Raw genomic sequence first — 15,551 nt, 5'->3', positions numbered from 1 at the left:
TTTTAAACACAAATTGCACGAATCTTTACACAAATAACACAAGATCTGCGTAATCAGCACAATCAGCGAAAAAATAGAATACTCTCAAATTTTGCAGATTATGCAGATTTTTATTTTATAAAGTTTTACTTTGCTTTACATATGTAAAATATTCAGACTTAAAAAAAGAAAAGCCAGCTGGACGTCTGGCTTTTCTCATTGATAGAAGATAGAATTGATTCAATTACTTAATCGTAAGTTTTCTGGTGGTTATTTCGTTTTTTATCTTCAGTTTTAATAAATAGACTCCTTTAGGTAAATGAGAAACATCAATTGACTGGTCTCCATTTACACTGACATTCAGTTTTCTTCCCTCCATCGAATACATTTCGGCTTCCGAAACTTTTTCTCCTTTGATATACACTTTATCTGACGTAGGATTTGGATAGATAACAAGCTTATTTTCAGATTTGATCTCTGCTGTTCCCAGTACACTTTGTGTCGAAGCGTCAGAATACACTTTTGAAGCGTCAATAGATTTCACGCTCCAGTACACATTCTGAATGGCCGGATCAAGCTCAAGAAACCATGATGGTGTTGTTACTACATATTTTGCAATATCATGAGCTCCCTGTGTAGATCCTACGGTAATTTCATAACGTAAAGCATTCACCGGGGTTTTATCATCCGATGCCCCACTCCATGCAAAATTGAAACGATTTCCGTTTTTAGTCAGATTTAATTGAGTAGGTGCTGCAGGTTTTGCATTGGTTGCTGTGGAATTATTTTTAAAAACTTTAGTCAGTGAAGGAAGATCGGAAGTAGCCCAATCAAATCCACCCAATAAGATATCCAGATGATGATCATTATTAAAATCAAAAAGCTGTACCAGTCCCGGACCTCCAAGCGCAGTAATACCGTTCACAGTTCCTTCATTGAATTTATGATTGGAAACATCATAGATATAAGTTTTCACTACAGCATTGTAATCTTCATTTCCTGAAATAATAAAGTCGTAATAGCCATCGTTATTTAAATCTCCAACACTTAATGCCACATCTGAAATATCATTAACCGGAATAGACTGAGGCGTTAATGTACCCGTACCGTCATTCATGAGAACTGCAAAATAGGCATCATCATTGGCATCTCTTCCAGTCACTACGATATCCTGGAAACCATCTGCATTAAAGTCTGCAAAATCTATTTTTCCCACTGCTAAAGGCGCAAGATCCTGTGTAGGAGTAAGAACTCCAGCCTGGTTCATGTATACTTTGGATACTGAATCTCCATTGATATCTGATCCGATAATCACAAGATCCAGCAGGTTGTCGTTATTAAGGTCTACTACTTTAAAGCTTCCACTCTGAGTTCCATCTACCCAATTTTCTGTAAGATTAAAACCTGCTCCCGTATTTTTGTAATAATCCAGACTATTTCCAAAACCTCCTCCGTGAGCATATTGAGTTCCATTAATTGCATAATCAGGTTTCCCATCATGGTTAAAATCAAAAACTTCCAGAGATCCGTAAATTTTACCAGGTAATTCTGTTTCCTTTACAAATCCTGTCCCGGTATTTTTGAATCGGTATTGTTTATAATTAACAACATCCATATAACTGAGTCCTGTAGAAATAATATCCATCAGACCATCATTATTATAATCAATGAACTTAATATCTCCAAGATGGGTCACATCTGCTCCCAATCCTACAAACGGCAATAAGGTTGTCCCATTATTCTGATATACTTCATTATAGGTACTGTCTACATTTCCGTCCCCGTCAGAATCTATCGCTCCGTTGAGCACAATATCAAGCGTCCCATTGTTATCTATATCCGCAATATCAGCCGCAGAATAATAAAAATTATTCATGCTGGTCTGCACCTCAGTAAAGGTCTGAGCCATCAGACCGACTGGTACCATAGACAATAAAATATAAATCCTCCTCATAGTTGTTTTTATTTAGATTAATTAAAAACAAAGATAGAATATTAAATTATGCGGGTAAAAAAAAGGCTGTATGAAATATATCAGCACCCTTTATCTGCTGTATCCCAAGGATTCTACTATTTTAAAAATTCAATATTATTAATCAGTCACTTATTTGCAAATATTTTCCAAAAGATTTGTCTATCTAAAAAATTCTTCGTTATTTTGCACTCTCAAATATTATACAAATAAGAACATCGAGATATGTCAAGAATTTGCCAAATAACAGGAAAGCGTGCAATGGTTGGTAACAACGTTTCTCACGCTAATAACAAAACGAAGCGTCGTTTTGAAATTAACTTATTAGAGAAGAAGTTTTACCTTCCGGAGCAAGATAAGCACGTTACACTGAAAGTATCAGCTCATGGATTGAGAGTGATTAACAAGATTGGAATCGAGGAAGCTATTGAAAGAGCTACTAGAAACGGATTGATTAAAAAGAATTAATAAATCATGGCAAAAAAAGGAAATAGAGTTCAAGTAATCCTTGAATGTACAGAGCACAAAGAAAGTGGTATGCCAGGAATGTCTAGATACATTTCTACAAAAAATAAAAAGAACACTACAGAGAGATTAGAGCTTAAAAAGTATAATCCAGTTCTTAAGAGATCTACCCTTCACAAAGAAATTAAGTAATTTATAAATAATAACTTACCATGGCAAAGAAAGTAGTAGCAACCCTACAAAGCGGTCAGTCTAAGAAGATGACTAAAGTGGTGAAAATGGTTAAGTCTTCTAAATCAGGAGCTTACGTTTTCGAAGAAAAAGTAATGAATGCTGACGAAGTAGATGGTTATTTGAAAAAATAATCAGTACTTTGTTTACAATATAAAAAAACTACTCATTTTTTTGGGTAGTTTTTTTGTTATATTCGTTTCATAAAAAAACACATTATGAAGCAATTCTATATTTTATTTTCCGCCCTATTATTCACCGGATCTTCATATCATTCTCAAACTCGTCAAAACAAAGGAAGCACTCCTGAGAATGTAAAAATTATTATTTTAGGAAATGTACAGGACGCCGGTTCACCTCAGATCGGATGCCGTAAAGAATGTTGTCTGGATCTCTGGAAACACCCTAAGCAAGACAGGAAAGTAACTTCTCTGGGAGTCATTGATAACGAGCTGCAGAAAAATTATATCTTCGATGCCAGTCCGGATTTTACCCAGCAACTGCAATTCCTGATGGAACATTCAGCAGTTCCGAAGAAAACGGTACCTGATGGTATCTTTATCACCCATGCGCATATCGGACATTATACAGGTCTTATGTTTTTAGGAAAAGAGGGTATGAATTCCAAGGATGTTCCCGTGTACACCATGCCACGGCTTAAAAAGTTTTTCGAAAACAATGGACCATGGTCTCAGCTGATCCGTTTGAATAATATTGTTCCCTATGAGATGCAGAATGAAATGCCAATAAAGGTGAACTCTCATTTAGAAGTCACTCCTCTACAGGTTCCTCATCGCGATGAATATTCAGAAACAGTAGGTTTCATTATTAAAGGACCTCATAAAAAGGCGTTATTCATTCCGGATATAGATAAATGGAATAAGTGGAAATACAATATTGCAGATCTGATAAAAACAGTAGATTATGCATTTCTGGATGGCACATTCTATGATTCTGAAGAAATAGGATACAGAAATATTGAAGATATTCCACACCCGTTTATAGTGGAGAGTATGGAACTATTTAAAAACCTGTCACCAGAATATAAAAAACGAATTTTCTTTATCCATTTTAACCATACCAATAAAATTTTAAATCCGGAAAGCCAACAAAGTAAACAGGTCATAGAAAAAGGTTTTAATATTGCGCGTCTGGGAGATGAATTTGAATTATAGCGACAATCAGTTTCATTTAAGAGACAGCAATAAACCTCTTGATAATAACCATTAAGAAATAAAAATAATAAAGACTTTGTTTACATATAAAAAAACAACTCCTGTTTTGGGTAGTTTTTTTGTTATCTTTGCTCACCAGATTATTAATCAGTAAAGTATGAAAAAGATACTTGTTCTGGCCTGTACAGCAACTTTTCTATTTTCATTCAGTCAGAAAACTATGAATTCTGTAGAATATAAAAGTTCGCCAAAAGTTTTCAACATTAAAGGATTATCACAATCAGTAACTATTGACTGTGGAAATTCTAAAATGATTTTATTATCAGGACAGGTTCCTCTGGACTCTGAAGGTAATCTTGTGGGAAGCACCATTGAAGAGCAAACGCAGCAGGTTTTCAAGAATATTGATAATATCCTGAAGGAATATGGAGGTACAGGAAAAGATATTATCAAACTGGTAATTTATACCACAGACATCAAAAAAACACCTGATTTCAGAAAAGTAAGGGATTTGTATGTCAACCTTCAAAACCCTCCCGTAAGCAGCCTTGTAGAAGTGAGCAAGCTTTTCAGAGATGATGTGCTTATAGAAGTAGAAGCCACAGCAGTGATTAAAAATAAATAAGAATAAACTAAAACTATGAGTTGGTTTAAAAATATTTTCAAAAAGGAAGAAAAAGAAACCTTAGATAAAGGATTGGAAAAATCCAGTCAGGGATTCTTTGAAAAAATGACGAAAGCCGTAGTCGGTAAAAGCAAAGTAGATGATGAAGTTCTGGATGATCTGGAAGAAGTACTGATTGCTTCCGATGTAGGAGCCTCTACCACTATCAAAATCATTGAAAGAATTGAAGAACGTGTTGCCAGAGATAAATATGTAGGGGTAAACGAACTTGACAAAATTCTTCGTGACGAGATTTCAGGATTATTGCTTGAAAATCCACATGCCGGTACAGGGAATATCGATACTTCAAAAAAACCATACGTCATCATGGTCGTAGGAGTAAATGGAGTTGGAAAAACAACAACCATCGGAAAACTGGCTCACCAGTTCAAATCAGAGGGTAAAAAAGTAGTTCTTGGAGCTGCGGATACCTTTAGAGCAGCAGCTGTTGACCAGCTTGTTATCTGGAGCGAAAGAGTGGGTGTTCCTATTGTAAAGCAGGAAATGGGATCAGATCCCGCTTCAGTAGCCTTTGATACAGTACAAAGTGCCGTTGCTCAAAATGCTGATGTTGTCATCATTGATACCGCAGGAAGGCTTCACAATAAGATCAACCTGATGAATGAGCTTTCGAAAATCAAAAGAGTAATGCAGAAAGTAATTCCTGATGCCCCTCATGAAATTCTATTAGTACTTGACGGTTCTACAGGACAGAATGCTTTCGAACAGGCAAAACAGTTTACAGCCGCAACAGAAGTAAATGCTTTAGCAGTAACCAAGCTGGACGGAACAGCCAAAGGAGGTGTTGTAATCGGTATCTCCGATCAGTTCCAAATTCCAGTGAAGTATATTGGTGTAGGCGAAAAAATGCAGGATTTACAACTTTTTAATGGTACGGAATTTGTAGACTCATTCTTCAAGAAAAGATGATTTATATCATGTTTTCCCTTATATTAGCAAACAAATCATTTTTAAATATTAACAATAAAAAAATTTGCAACTATGGGAATTATTACATGGATCCTATTTGGTCTTATCGCAGGTGCTATCGCTAAAATGATCATGCCGGGAACTCAGGGAGGAGGATGGCTTATCACTATCATCCTTGGAATTCTTGGAGCATTTGTAGGAGGAGCTATAGGAGTTTACGTTTTACACTGGGGAGATGTCACTTCATTCTGGAATCCCAGAAGCTGGATTCTCTCAATCGGAGGCGCTTTAATCATTCTCTGGATTTACGGAATGGCAACAAAGAAAAGCTGATATTAAAGCTGATAAAAATAAAATCCCGGATCTGAAATTTCAGGTCCGGGATTTTTGTATACAATATAAAATTTAGTTAGTCGTTGATTCTAATCTGATAAGGCATTTCCATTTTCACCTCAGACTGTAGTTTCTTGTCTGTAATCTGCTGCAGAATCTCATAGTTGGATTTACCAATCTTGTTCTTGATAATTCTCGCAGAAACATCTTCCTCATTAAGATCTTTGAAGATTTGTTCGAACGGAGTCATTCTCTTAGGGAAAGCCTCTACATGATAAGATTTTAATCCGGCTTTCTGAGCGGCAAACTTCACAGCATCTGTTAAAGTACCCAATTCATCTACCAATCCTATTTCTTTTGCACGAACGCCACTCCATACTCTACCTCCTCCTACATTATCAATCTGCTCAAAAGTTTTCTTTCTGTTCTGCGTCACAAAATGGACAAATCTCTTGTAAGTACCTTCTACACTTCTTGTCATCATATTCACTCCGTAAGGCGTCACTCCGTTTAATCCGGAATAATACATAGAGTTGGCATTGGTAGAAACAATATCTGCACGGATTCCGTTTTTAGCTGCAATATCTTTGTAGTAAGGCATCACCCCAAACACTCCGATAGAACCGGTAAGTGTGTTAGGCTCTGAATAAATTTTATCCGCAGCCATTGCTACATAATATCCTCCTGATGCGGCATAGTCTCCAAAAGAAACGATTAGTGGCTTTTTCTTTTTCAGCTGCTGTAATTCAAATAAGATTTCATCTGAAGCATTAGCACTTCCTCCCGGAGAGTTGATTCTGAAAACAACCGCTTTCACTTTATCATCCTCCTGAAGTTTTTTAATATACTTCACATATTTCTCAGAATGAATATCATTGTATTCATCTCCATTATTAATAGATCCCGAAGCATAAAGTACTGCGATCTTTTCACCAGATTTATCTTCATCCGCATAAGAATTGATATAACTTGTCAAAGAAATCTTGTTCAGTTTATCTTCATTTTTCACGCTTAACTTCGCCTTAAGAAGATCTTCGTATTCTGATTTCTGGATCAGTTTATCTGCTAGTTTATATTTTAAGCTTTGCTCAGGAATCATTCCATATAAGCTGTCAGTAATCATTCTGAACTGAGCGGTATCAATTTTTCTTGAAGCAGCCATTTTATTGGAAGTGTTTTTCCAAAGGTCATTCAAAAGAGTACTTAACTGTTCTTTATTTTCAGGAGAAATATCATTTCTTAAAAAAGGTTCTACCGCAGACTTGAATTTACCGTGACGGATTACTTCAATTCCAATCCCGTATTTATCTGCAAAATCTTTGAAGAAAGTAACTTCTGTAGAAAGACCTTTTAATTCTACCATTCCTGCAGGATGCAGATAATATTGATCAGCAACAGATCCTAAATAATAAGCAGACTGTGATACTCCATTTCCGTATGCATACACAAACTTTCCACTCTTCTTGAAATCTTCAATAGCATTTCTAAGATCATCAATCTGAGTAAGTCCTGCAGATAAATAATCAGTTTCTATACTGATTCCTTTAATATTGTCATCCGTTTTTGCTTTATTGATAGCTTCCAATGCATCATATATAAGGATACTTTTATTTTGAGCACCTAAACCGAATAATCCCATCTCTTCTTCAGTAGGGCTATCGATTATATTTGTCTTTAAATTAATCGTAAGAACGGAGTTCTTTTTTACCGCCACCGACTTATCATTCCCCATCGCACTGAACACAAGCATCGTAATGAAAAAGATGAAAAATAGAGCGCAAAGTATGATAATTGCTACTATATTTGCCAAAACATTTTTAAAGAAACTTCTCATAAATCAATCAATTTTCTAATATGTCGCAGCATAAGGTCGTTTTGTTACTAGGAAGTAACTTAGGAGAGCAAAAAAAAAATGTAGAGCTTGCATTAAAGATGATAAATGAAGCCGGAAATCACATTTCACAAACCAGCGAATTTTTAATGTCTGACCCTGTAGAGTTTGTCAGTTCCAATATTTTTTGTAATATTGCAGCAATAATATTCACTCATCTTTCACCAATCCAACTGCTTGATTGTATTAAGAATATAGAAGTTGAGATGGGAAGAATTAATGATTCAAAAGTATCCGGAGGTTATACTGACAGGATTATAGACATTGATATCATTAAGTATAATGAGTTAAATTTTAAATCAGAAAGGTTAGAAATCCCTCATAAAAAACATCTTTTTGAAAGGGATTTTTCCAGAATATTATTGAAAGATTTTATTTAAAACATAAAACATATTGTATGAAATTAGGTTTATTATTATTGGCTACGTCATTGCCAATTGCAGCTTTCGCACAGAACAGCGGCACTACAGTAAACTCTTCCACAGAGTATCCTAATACATTCTCCTCAGGCTCCGCTAATGTACAAACTTTCGACAACAAATCCAGACGTTTCAGAGACTGGTCTATTTCTGTTGGAGGAGGTCCTGCATTTATGGTACACTCTGATTTAAAATCTATCCGCAAGGATAAGACCAATTGGGGTTACAATGCGTACGTAAGCGTAGACAAACAAATCACCCATGCATTCGGGCTAAGCCTAATGTATATGAGAGGAGAAACGAAACAGACAGCCCAGCTTCCCGGTGCTGCAGGTGTAAAATCAGGAATAGCTACTGCTACAACACAATTTGACAACATCTCTTTATTAGGAGATATCAACTTCTCGAACTTATTCAGAAGAGTAGACAACCACTCTCCATACAGATGGGCTTTCCATGGATATATGGGAATTGGAGTTCAGGGATTCAGAACATCACTACATGATAACGACGAATTCAGATGGAGCACTACTCCAAGAAGAACACCTTTGTTCATAAAACAAGACATTGATATCAACTCTATCTTCTATCAGGGAGGTTTAGGAATAAAATACAATGTTTCTAAACTTATTGACGTTGAGGCGAGAACCATGTACATCATCAGTGGTGATGATGAGTTTGATGGTGGCGGATGGGCAGATCCTAATGATTATGATCCTTCCACTCCAGGTTCAAAATATAACATGCTAAACTCAAGAAGATCTGATAACGCCTGGACAGTAAGTTTAGGAGTATCTTTCAAATTAGGAAAGCACGAATCTCACCTGGCATGGCATGATCCGCTTCAGGAAGCATACTACAGAACCAGCGTTCTTGAAAATGCAAGTACTGACCTTGTTGTTTGCGAAAAAGGAGATGCAGACAATGATGGAGTATGTGATGATTGGGACAGACAGCTTGACACTCCTGCAGGTGCAAGAGTAGACGGTGCCGGAGTTGCTTTGGATATGGATCTGGATGGCGTTATTGACCTTTACGACAAGTGCGTAACTGTACCAGGACCTGTTGAAAACAATGGATGTCCAATTAAATAATTAAACAAACTTAAACTTCTTTTTCAATAAAAGAAATCAAATAATAATACACGATGAAATTAAGTTTAGCAATTGTTGCATTAGCTTTGGCAATTCCCTCTGCTACTTATGCACAAGACTCAACTGCAGATTCAAACGGAAAGTATCCTAATACATTTTCTTCAGGATCTGCCAATGTTACCCCATTTACCAACCAGTCTAAAAGATTTAATGATTGGTCTATATCTGTAGGAGCAGGTGTTCCCCTTCTTCAGTCAGCAGATTTGACTTCTATTAAAAATGGTAACGGTAAAAACCTTTTTGGATATTCTGCCTATGTAAGTATTGATAAAGCGATTACCCATGCTTTTGGGATCAATTTACAATATGACAGAGGTGAAACCAGACAAGGATGGTTCAATACTAAAAATGCAGCACCAGATGCATCAGCAGTAGGAGCAAGAACTCAGTATGACGCAATCTCTATCTTAGGAGATATTAACTTCTCTAACTTATTAAGAAGAGTGGATAACCACTCCCCTTACAGATGGGCACTTCATGGATATGCTGGTATTGGTACTATTGCCTACAGAGCATATCAGAAAGACGGAAGTAACAGACAGACATTAATGACTGAAATCAAGCCTTTCCAATTAGGTTCTATGTTCTTCCAGGCTGGTACTGGTCTTAAATTCAAAGTCAACAGAAGAATCGATATTGAAGGTAGATTAATGTATGTAGTAACAGGTGATGATGAATTTGACGGAGGCGGTGATGCTTACAGCGCGATTAACAAGCGTTCTGAGCAGGTTTCTGACAACTTCTTCAATGCGACATTAGGTCTTTCTTTCAAATTAGGAAAGCATGAGTCTCACGTTATGTGGCATGACCCACTTCAGGAAATCTATTACAAACTTGATGTACTGGCTAATAAAAACCAGGATATCGAAGTATGTAAAAAAGGAGATGCTGATAATGACGGGGTATGTGACGATTGGGACAGACAACTTGATACTCCTGCAGGAGCAAGAGTGGACGGTGCCGGAGTTGCGCTTGATACTGACTTAGACGGTGTAATTGACCTTTACGATAAATGTGTAACAGTTCCAGGACCTGTTGAAAACAACGGATGTCCTATCGTTAAAGATCATAAGGAAACTGCTGTAGAAGTAGAAAAAACCCTTAAGGATATTTATTTCAACTTTAATAAAGCTACCATCAGACCTGAATCTAACGAAAAATTGGATCTGGCAGCTTCAATTATTAAAGAAAACGGAGGTAATTATTTGTTAACTGGGCATACAGATATCAAAGGAAATGCAGCCTACAACCTTAGATTATCTAAAGAAAGAGCAGCTGCTGTAGTAGGAGCTCTTGAAAACAGAGGCATTAATGAAAATGTACTAAAATCAAGAGGAGTTGGTTCTGCGGAAGCAACAATCCCTGCATCAGCTTCAGATGCTGAAAGAATGGCAGACAGAAAAGTTACTGTAAGATTTATAGAAAGTTCAGAATGGGATTCTATCAAAAAGAAAGACTATGAAGATGCTCCTGTAAAAAAAGCAGTAAAAAAAGTTCCTGCTAAGAAAAAGAAGAAATAATTTTCAAATACTTCTTAAACCGAAAAGAATTGCTCTTTTCGGTTTATTTTTTTTCTACTACGAATTTTTTTACATACCTTTATCATTATTTTCAGGACAACTGTGCGAAACACATTAGTAATCAGTAAGTTTGTTTTGAAAAAAATTAACACAAAATCACTTTTTAGCGTAAAAAAATCATTTAAATAACTTAACTTAAAAAAATAACACTATGAAATTAAGTTTAGCAATTGTTGCATTAGCTTTGGCAATTCCTTCTGCCACGTATGCACAAGACTCAACGGCAGTTTCAAAAGGAGAGTATCCTAATACATTTTCTTCGGGATCTGCTAATGTTTCCCCATTCACCAATCAATCTAAAAGATTTAACGATTGGTCTATTTCTGCTGGTGTAGGTGTTCCACTTCTTCAGTCAGCAGATTTGACTTCTATCAAAAATGGTAACGGTAAAAACCTTTTTGGATATTCAGCGTATGTAAGTATTGATAAAGCGATCACCCATGCTTTTGGGATTAATTTACAATATGACAGAGGTGAAACCAGACAAGGATGGTTCAATACTAAAAATGCAGCACCAGATGCATCAGCGGTAGGAGCAAGAACTCAGTATGACGCAATCTCTCTCTTAGGAGATATTAACTTCTCGAACCTGTTAAGAAGAGTGGATAACCACTCCCCTTACAGATGGGCACTTCATGGATACGCAGGTATTGGTACTATTGCCTACAGAGCATACCAGAAAGACGGAAGTAACAAACAGACATTAATGACTGAAATCAAACCTTTCCAATTAGGTTCTCTGTTCTTCCAGGCTGGTACAGGTCTTAAATTCAAAGTCAACAGAAGAATCGATATTGAAGGTAGATTAATGTATGTGGTTACCGGTGATGATGAATTTGACGGAGGTGGTGATGCTTACAGCGCTATCAACAAGCGTTCTGAGCAGGTTTCTGACAACTTCTTCAATGCTACCCTAGGTCTTTCTGTAAAACTTGGAAAGCACGAATCTCACTTAATGTGGCATGACCCACTTCAGGAAATCTATTACAAACTGGATGTACTGGCTAATAAAAACCAGGATATCGAAGTATGTAAAAAAGGAGATGCTGATAACGATGGAGTATGTGACGATTGGGACAGACAACTTGATACTCCTGCAGGAGCAAGAGTGGACGGTGCCGGAGTTGCGCTTGATACTGACTTAGACGGTGTAATTGACCTTTACGATAAGTGTGTAACAGTTCCAGGACCTGTTGAAAACAACGGATGTCCTGTAGCTACAACAGGACCTGTGGTAGAAACAGAAACTAAGCTGGAGGGAATTGAGTTTGATTTAAATTCTGACAGAATTTTACCATCAAATACTCCAATCTTAAATAATGCTGTAAACTACATCAATTCTTCAACTGGTTCTTATAATGTAATCGGAGCTACTGACACAAGAGGTACTGATGCTTACAACCAAAAACTATCAGAAAGAAGAGCAAACAACGTTAAGAACTATCTGATCAAAAACGGAGTTCAAACAGGTAAACTACAGGCAATAGGAAAAGGTGAAAAAGACCTTAAATACCCTGAATGTGAACCAGCAACGAAGTGCCCTGAATGGAAAAACAGAGCCAATAGAAGAGTATACTTCGAAGCTAAATAATAAATATATTGATATATCATATGAAAGTCACGCCCTGCGTGACTTTTTTTGTCTAATTCTTTCCTTATTTTTACAACATGATTTCTCCGCAGGATTTTCAAAAGCTAAAATATGATACTCTTAAGTATTTCTGGGGTTATACCGACTTCAGAGATTCTCAGGAAGAAATTATCAATGCTGTCATCAACGAAAAAGACACCCTGGTTCTGCTACCCACAGGAGCAGGAAAATCTTTATGCTATCAACTCCCCGCCTTATTGAAAGAAGGAACCTGCCTTGTTGTGTCTCCTTTGCTGGCACTGATGAAGGATCAGGTTAATCAGCTTAAATCACGTGGGATAGAAGCAGAATATCTGTCCTCCGAACTGGATGAATATGATGCAGAAGCAGTTTATGACCGTTGTAAAGAAGGACTTACTAAACTACTCTATGTTTCTCCTGAAAGACTTACCAATAGTCAGTTTATTCAAAACATGGAGGAAATTCAACTATCCTTCATTGCTGTGGATGAAGCTCACTGTATTTCAGAATGGGGTCAGGATTTCAGACCCAGTTATCAGAATATAAAAGGATTCAGAAGTAATAATCCTGAAATTCCCTGTCTTGCTTTGACTGCAACAGCAACTCCAAAAGTGCTTGAAGAAATCAAAAATAAACTGGAACTGAAAAATCCTTTTGTTTTTCAAAAGAGTTTCAAAAGAGAGAATATTAAAATTTTTACCGATGAAGTTTCGGACAAATTCCAACGTGTTTTTGACATTTTAAAATATAGCAATGACTCTGGAATTGTCTATGTAAGAACAAGAAAAGAAGCTGAACTGCTGGCAGAATTCCTGAAGAAAAACCAACTGAAAAACGTGGATTATTTCCATGCAGGCTTAACAACCAAAGAAAAAAATGCAAGACAGCATCTTTGGAACAATAGTGACAACCATGTTCTTATTTCTACCAATGCCTTTGGAATGGGTATTGACAAAGACAATGTTCGTTTTGTGATTCACTATTCCCCTGCTGCTTCTCTGGAAAACTATTATCAGGAGATCGGAAGAGCCGGAAGAGATGGAAAAGACAGTTTTGCCTTCATGCTCTGGAACAAACAGGAATTATTGAATTTTGATCAGATTTTAAAAAATCAGACTCCCAACAAAGCTGAGTTTTTGAAGATCATTAGCTACCTCTACTCTATTTTTCAGGTAGCAGAATTTGAACTTCCGGAAAAAACTTTTCAACTGAATAGTCTCAGTATACAGAATTTTACAAAACTGTCGAAAGCAAAGATCAACAATGTACTCAATTTTCTCCACAACCAGGAAATTGTCTACTACAACGATTACAAAAGTCTGTCTTCACTTGAGCTTTTTATCAAAGCCGATGAGATGGACCAGCTGCCCCAAAAAGATGCTTATTTTATAGAACTTCTTTTCCGTAATATATCAGGAATTACCACCCACAAAGTAATGTTCAGTGAACAACAGGTAAGCAACAAAATCAATATCAGCGCTCCTTTGATCAAAGAACGGCTGAAAGAACTTCAGCAAAAGAATTATCTTGAATATATCGATGGAGCACTAGCCAGTATTAAATTCCTGAAACCGCGTGATGAAAGAGCTGTGAATAGCACTTACTGGAAATTATTTGAACATATTCAGAGAAACAAAATTCAGAAATGGGAAGAGATGAAGTTTTACGTAGAAAATAATGACTACTGTAAAATGAAACTTATCCTAGCCTATTTTGGTGAAAAAAATTCAAAAAACTGTGGTCAGTGTTCTGTCTGTGAAAAAAATAAACAGTCTATTTTTGGTAAGAATATTTCTCAACAGATCATTAATTTATTGGCCAAAAAGTCAGCAACAATTGAAGAACTGTCTATCCAGCTCAGCTATCATTCAAAAGAAAATATCCTGGAAAATCTGATCTTCCTTTTGGATTCAGGAAAAGTAAGAATGCTGAACTTCAGGACGTATGCGCTTAATCATGAGTAATGAGTAATGAGCATTGGTAAACATTGTGTAGAAAGAGAGTATGATGTAATTATTATGACCTCAACCTGCCTAAATCTGCTACTCTCAAACTCTCACACCCTAAAACTCTCCTACCCTCAAACCATGATATTTTCCGACTCTCAGATCAAAAACTTATCTTTGCAGGATGAAATCATTGAAAGTCGTTTTTTTAGGGACTCCTGAGTTTGCAAAAACCTCTTTGGAGGCCATCCATCAATCTCACCATCAGGTGGTAGGTGTAGTAACTGTGGCCGATAAGGCAAGCGGACGTGGACAGAAAATTCACCAGTCACCGGTAAAAATCTATGCAGAAGAAAACAATATTCCTGTTTTTCAGCCGGAAAAATTGAGAAACCCTGAGTTTCTTGAAGAACTTAGAAAACTGGATGCTGATGTTTTTGTAGTGGTAGCATTCAGAATGATGCCTAAAGTACTTTTTGAAATGCCTAAAATGGGAACTTTCAATCTTCATGCTTCATTACTTCCAGATTACAGAGGTGCGGCCCCTATCAATTATGCAGTGATCAACGGGGAAGAAAAATCCGGAGCGACGACCTTCTTTATCAATGAAAAAATTGATGAAGGTAATATTCTTCTTCAGCAGGAAATGGAAATTCTACCGGACGAAAATGCAGGAAGTCTTCATGACAGACTGATGGAGATGGGTTCCGGTCTTGTTGTTAAAACATTAGATGGCCTTGCTGAAAATGCAATTGAAGAAAAACCTCAGCCACACGTTGAACATCCTAAAAACGCTTATAAAATTTTCAAGGAAGATACGAGAATCAATTGGGTACAGCCTTCAAAAACCGTTCATCAGTTTATTCTGGGAATGTCTCCTTATCCTGCAGCTTTCGCCACTTTAAAGATTGACAACGAAGAAAAGGGATTAAAAATATTCGGGGGTAAATTTGAACTTTCTGATCACGGAAAACCAGCCGGAAGTCTTGATATTTCTAAGAATGAATTTAAAATCTATACCCAGGACGGAATTTACTATCCTTTGGAACTTCAATTGGAAGGTAAAAAAAGAATGATGGTAAAAGATTTTCTGAATGGCTTCCGAAATTTTGACGGAATTGCATTAGGCTAAAAATAGATTATATCTCATAGAGAAAAGTCCCGAAAGTATTTATAAACAAACTTTTGGGACTTTTTATT

15 protein-coding genes are annotated in these 15,551 nt (G+C 36.6%); 13 read left to right on the top strand and 2 right to left on the bottom strand.

Going from position 1 to position 15,551, the window contains the following annotated elements; genetic code table 11:
- Positions 1 to 223: 223 nt before the first annotated feature.
- A complete protein-coding gene (locus ACMA47_RS05580; RefSeq protein WP_413929011.1) occupies positions 224 to 1,933 on the bottom strand; it encodes a T9SS type A sorting domain-containing protein in 1,710 nt (569 codons plus the stop codon).
- A 243-nt stretch (positions 1,934 to 2,176) separates the two neighbouring features.
- Here ACMA47_RS05580 and rpmB point away from each other — a divergent pair, with 243 nt between their 5' ends.
- The 7 genes from rpmB (at position 2,177) to ACMA47_RS05545 (ending at position 5,749) form a co-directional block, all read left to right on the top strand.
- Positions 2,177 to 2,419 carry a 50S ribosomal protein L28 gene (gene rpmB, locus ACMA47_RS05575; protein ID WP_002976757.1) on the top strand — a complete coding sequence of 81 codons (243 nt, stop codon included), beginning with the start codon at positions 2,177 to 2,179 and terminating at the stop codon, positions 2,417 to 2,419.
- Between the two features lie 6 nt (positions 2,420 to 2,425).
- The gene (gene rpmG, locus ACMA47_RS05570) at positions 2,426 to 2,608 is read left to right on the top strand and encodes a 50S ribosomal protein L33 (RefSeq protein WP_027373683.1); all 183 of its coding nucleotides are present in this window, start codon (positions 2,426 to 2,428) and stop codon (positions 2,606 to 2,608) included.
- A gap of 20 nt (positions 2,609 to 2,628) precedes the next feature.
- A complete protein-coding gene (locus ACMA47_RS05565; RefSeq protein ID WP_002976755.1) occupies positions 2,629 to 2,781 on the top strand; it encodes a DUF4295 domain-containing protein in 153 nt (50 codons plus the stop codon).
- Between the two features lie 84 nt (positions 2,782 to 2,865).
- The gene (locus ACMA47_RS05560) at positions 2,866 to 3,822 is read left to right on the top strand and encodes an MBL fold metallo-hydrolase (protein ID WP_413929010.1); all 957 of its coding nucleotides are present in this window, start codon (positions 2,866 to 2,868) and stop codon (positions 3,820 to 3,822) included.
- A 157-nt stretch (positions 3,823 to 3,979) separates the two neighbouring features.
- Positions 3,980 to 4,447: a RidA family protein gene (locus ACMA47_RS05555; RefSeq protein WP_413929009.1), complete on the top strand. Its 468-nt coding sequence runs from the start codon at positions 3,980 to 3,982 to the stop codon at positions 4,445 to 4,447.
- Positions 4,448 to 4,462: 15 nt separating this feature from the next.
- Positions 4,463 to 5,416 carry a signal recognition particle-docking protein FtsY gene (gene ftsY / locus ACMA47_RS05550; protein WP_034694984.1) on the top strand — a complete coding sequence of 318 codons (954 nt, stop codon included), beginning with the start codon at positions 4,463 to 4,465 and terminating at the stop codon, positions 5,414 to 5,416.
- 72 nt (positions 5,417 to 5,488) lie between these two features.
- On the top strand, positions 5,489 to 5,749 hold the full coding sequence (locus ACMA47_RS05545; protein WP_034694983.1) for a GlsB/YeaQ/YmgE family stress response membrane protein: 261 nt from the start codon (positions 5,489 to 5,491) through the stop codon (positions 5,747 to 5,749).
- A 76-nt stretch (positions 5,750 to 5,825) separates the two neighbouring features.
- Here the strand turns inward: ACMA47_RS05545 and sppA are convergent, their stop codons facing one another.
- Positions 5,826 to 7,583, bottom strand: a complete 1,758-nt coding sequence (sppA, locus tag ACMA47_RS05540) for a signal peptide peptidase SppA (protein WP_413929008.1) — start codon at positions 7,581 to 7,583, stop codon at positions 5,826 to 5,828.
- 20 nt (positions 7,584 to 7,603) lie between these two features.
- Here sppA and folK point away from each other — a divergent pair, with 20 nt between their 5' ends.
- The 6 genes from folK to fmt all read left to right on the top strand — a co-directional run bounded on the left by folK (position 7,604) and on the right by fmt (position 15,483).
- Positions 7,604 to 8,020, top strand: coding sequence for a 2-amino-4-hydroxy-6-hydroxymethyldihydropteridine diphosphokinase (folK, locus tag ACMA47_RS05535; RefSeq protein WP_413929007.1), 417 nt, complete (start codon positions 7,604 to 7,606; stop codon positions 8,018 to 8,020).
- Between the two features lie 17 nt (positions 8,021 to 8,037).
- Positions 8,038 to 9,153, top strand: a complete 1,116-nt coding sequence (locus tag ACMA47_RS05530; protein ID WP_413929006.1) for an OmpA family protein — start codon at positions 8,038 to 8,040, stop codon at positions 9,151 to 9,153.
- Positions 9,154 to 9,206: 53 nt separating this feature from the next.
- The gene (locus tag ACMA47_RS05525) at positions 9,207 to 10,733 is read left to right on the top strand and encodes an OmpA family protein (protein ID WP_413929005.1); all 1,527 of its coding nucleotides are present in this window, start codon (positions 9,207 to 9,209) and stop codon (positions 10,731 to 10,733) included.
- A gap of 211 nt (positions 10,734 to 10,944) precedes the next feature.
- Positions 10,945 to 12,384, top strand: a complete 1,440-nt coding sequence (locus ACMA47_RS05520; RefSeq protein WP_123279201.1) for an OmpA family protein — start codon at positions 10,945 to 10,947, stop codon at positions 12,382 to 12,384.
- 77 nt (positions 12,385 to 12,461) lie between these two features.
- Positions 12,462 to 14,369, top strand: coding sequence for an ATP-dependent DNA helicase RecQ (locus tag ACMA47_RS05515; RefSeq protein WP_413929004.1), 1,908 nt, complete (start codon positions 12,462 to 12,464; stop codon positions 14,367 to 14,369).
- Positions 14,370 to 14,535: 166 nt separating this feature from the next.
- Entirely contained in the window at positions 14,536 to 15,483 is a 948-nt protein-coding gene (fmt, locus tag ACMA47_RS05510) for a methionyl-tRNA formyltransferase (protein ID WP_413929003.1), read from the top strand.
- The last annotated feature ends 68 nt before the right edge of the window (positions 15,484 to 15,551 follow it).

Origin of the sequence: Chryseobacterium sp. T20 (assembly GCF_047345655.1) — a bacterium.
Taxonomy (GTDB): domain Bacteria; phylum Bacteroidota; class Bacteroidia; order Flavobacteriales; family Weeksellaceae; genus Chryseobacterium.
The sequence above is the reverse complement of the archived record's forward strand: the minus strand, read 5'-3'. Positions and strand labels throughout refer to the sequence as shown.

Excerpts from the sequence above, each read along its gene's own strand:
- ACMA47_RS05515 (WP_413929004.1), top strand. The coding sequence starts at position 12,462 with ATGATTTCTCCGCAGGATTTTCAAAAGCTAAAATATGATACTCTTAAG.
- ftsY (WP_034694984.1), top strand. The coding sequence starts at position 4,463 with ATGAGTTGGTTTAAAAATATTTTCAAAAAGGAAGAAAAAGAAACCTTA.
- ACMA47_RS05580 (WP_413929011.1), bottom strand. The coding sequence starts at position 1,933 with ATGAGGAGGATTTATATTTTATTGTCTATGGTACCAGTCGGTCTGATG.
- fmt (WP_413929003.1), top strand. The coding sequence starts at position 14,536 with ATGAAATCATTGAAAGTCGTTTTTTTAGGGACTCCTGAGTTTGCAAAA.
- ACMA47_RS05560 (WP_413929010.1), top strand. The coding sequence starts at position 2,866 with ATGAAGCAATTCTATATTTTATTTTCCGCCCTATTATTCACCGGATCT.
- sppA (WP_413929008.1), bottom strand. The coding sequence starts at position 7,583 with ATGAGAAGTTTCTTTAAAAATGTTTTGGCAAATATAGTAGCAATTATC.
- rpmB (WP_002976757.1), top strand. The coding sequence starts at position 2,177 with ATGTCAAGAATTTGCCAAATAACAGGAAAGCGTGCAATGGTTGGTAAC.
- ACMA47_RS05545 (WP_034694983.1), top strand. The coding sequence starts at position 5,489 with ATGGGAATTATTACATGGATCCTATTTGGTCTTATCGCAGGTGCTATC.
- folK (WP_413929007.1), top strand. The coding sequence starts at position 7,604 with ATGTCGCAGCATAAGGTCGTTTTGTTACTAGGAAGTAACTTAGGAGAG.
- ACMA47_RS05520 (WP_123279201.1), top strand. The coding sequence starts at position 10,945 with ATGAAATTAAGTTTAGCAATTGTTGCATTAGCTTTGGCAATTCCTTCT.
- rpmG (WP_027373683.1), top strand. The coding sequence starts at position 2,426 with ATGGCAAAAAAAGGAAATAGAGTTCAAGTAATCCTTGAATGTACAGAG.
- ACMA47_RS05525 (WP_413929005.1), top strand. The coding sequence starts at position 9,207 with ATGAAATTAAGTTTAGCAATTGTTGCATTAGCTTTGGCAATTCCCTCT.
- ACMA47_RS05565 (WP_002976755.1), top strand. The coding sequence starts at position 2,629 with ATGGCAAAGAAAGTAGTAGCAACCCTACAAAGCGGTCAGTCTAAGAAG.
- ACMA47_RS05530 (WP_413929006.1), top strand. The coding sequence starts at position 8,038 with ATGAAATTAGGTTTATTATTATTGGCTACGTCATTGCCAATTGCAGCT.
- ACMA47_RS05555 (WP_413929009.1), top strand. The coding sequence starts at position 3,980 with ATGAAAAAGATACTTGTTCTGGCCTGTACAGCAACTTTTCTATTTTCA.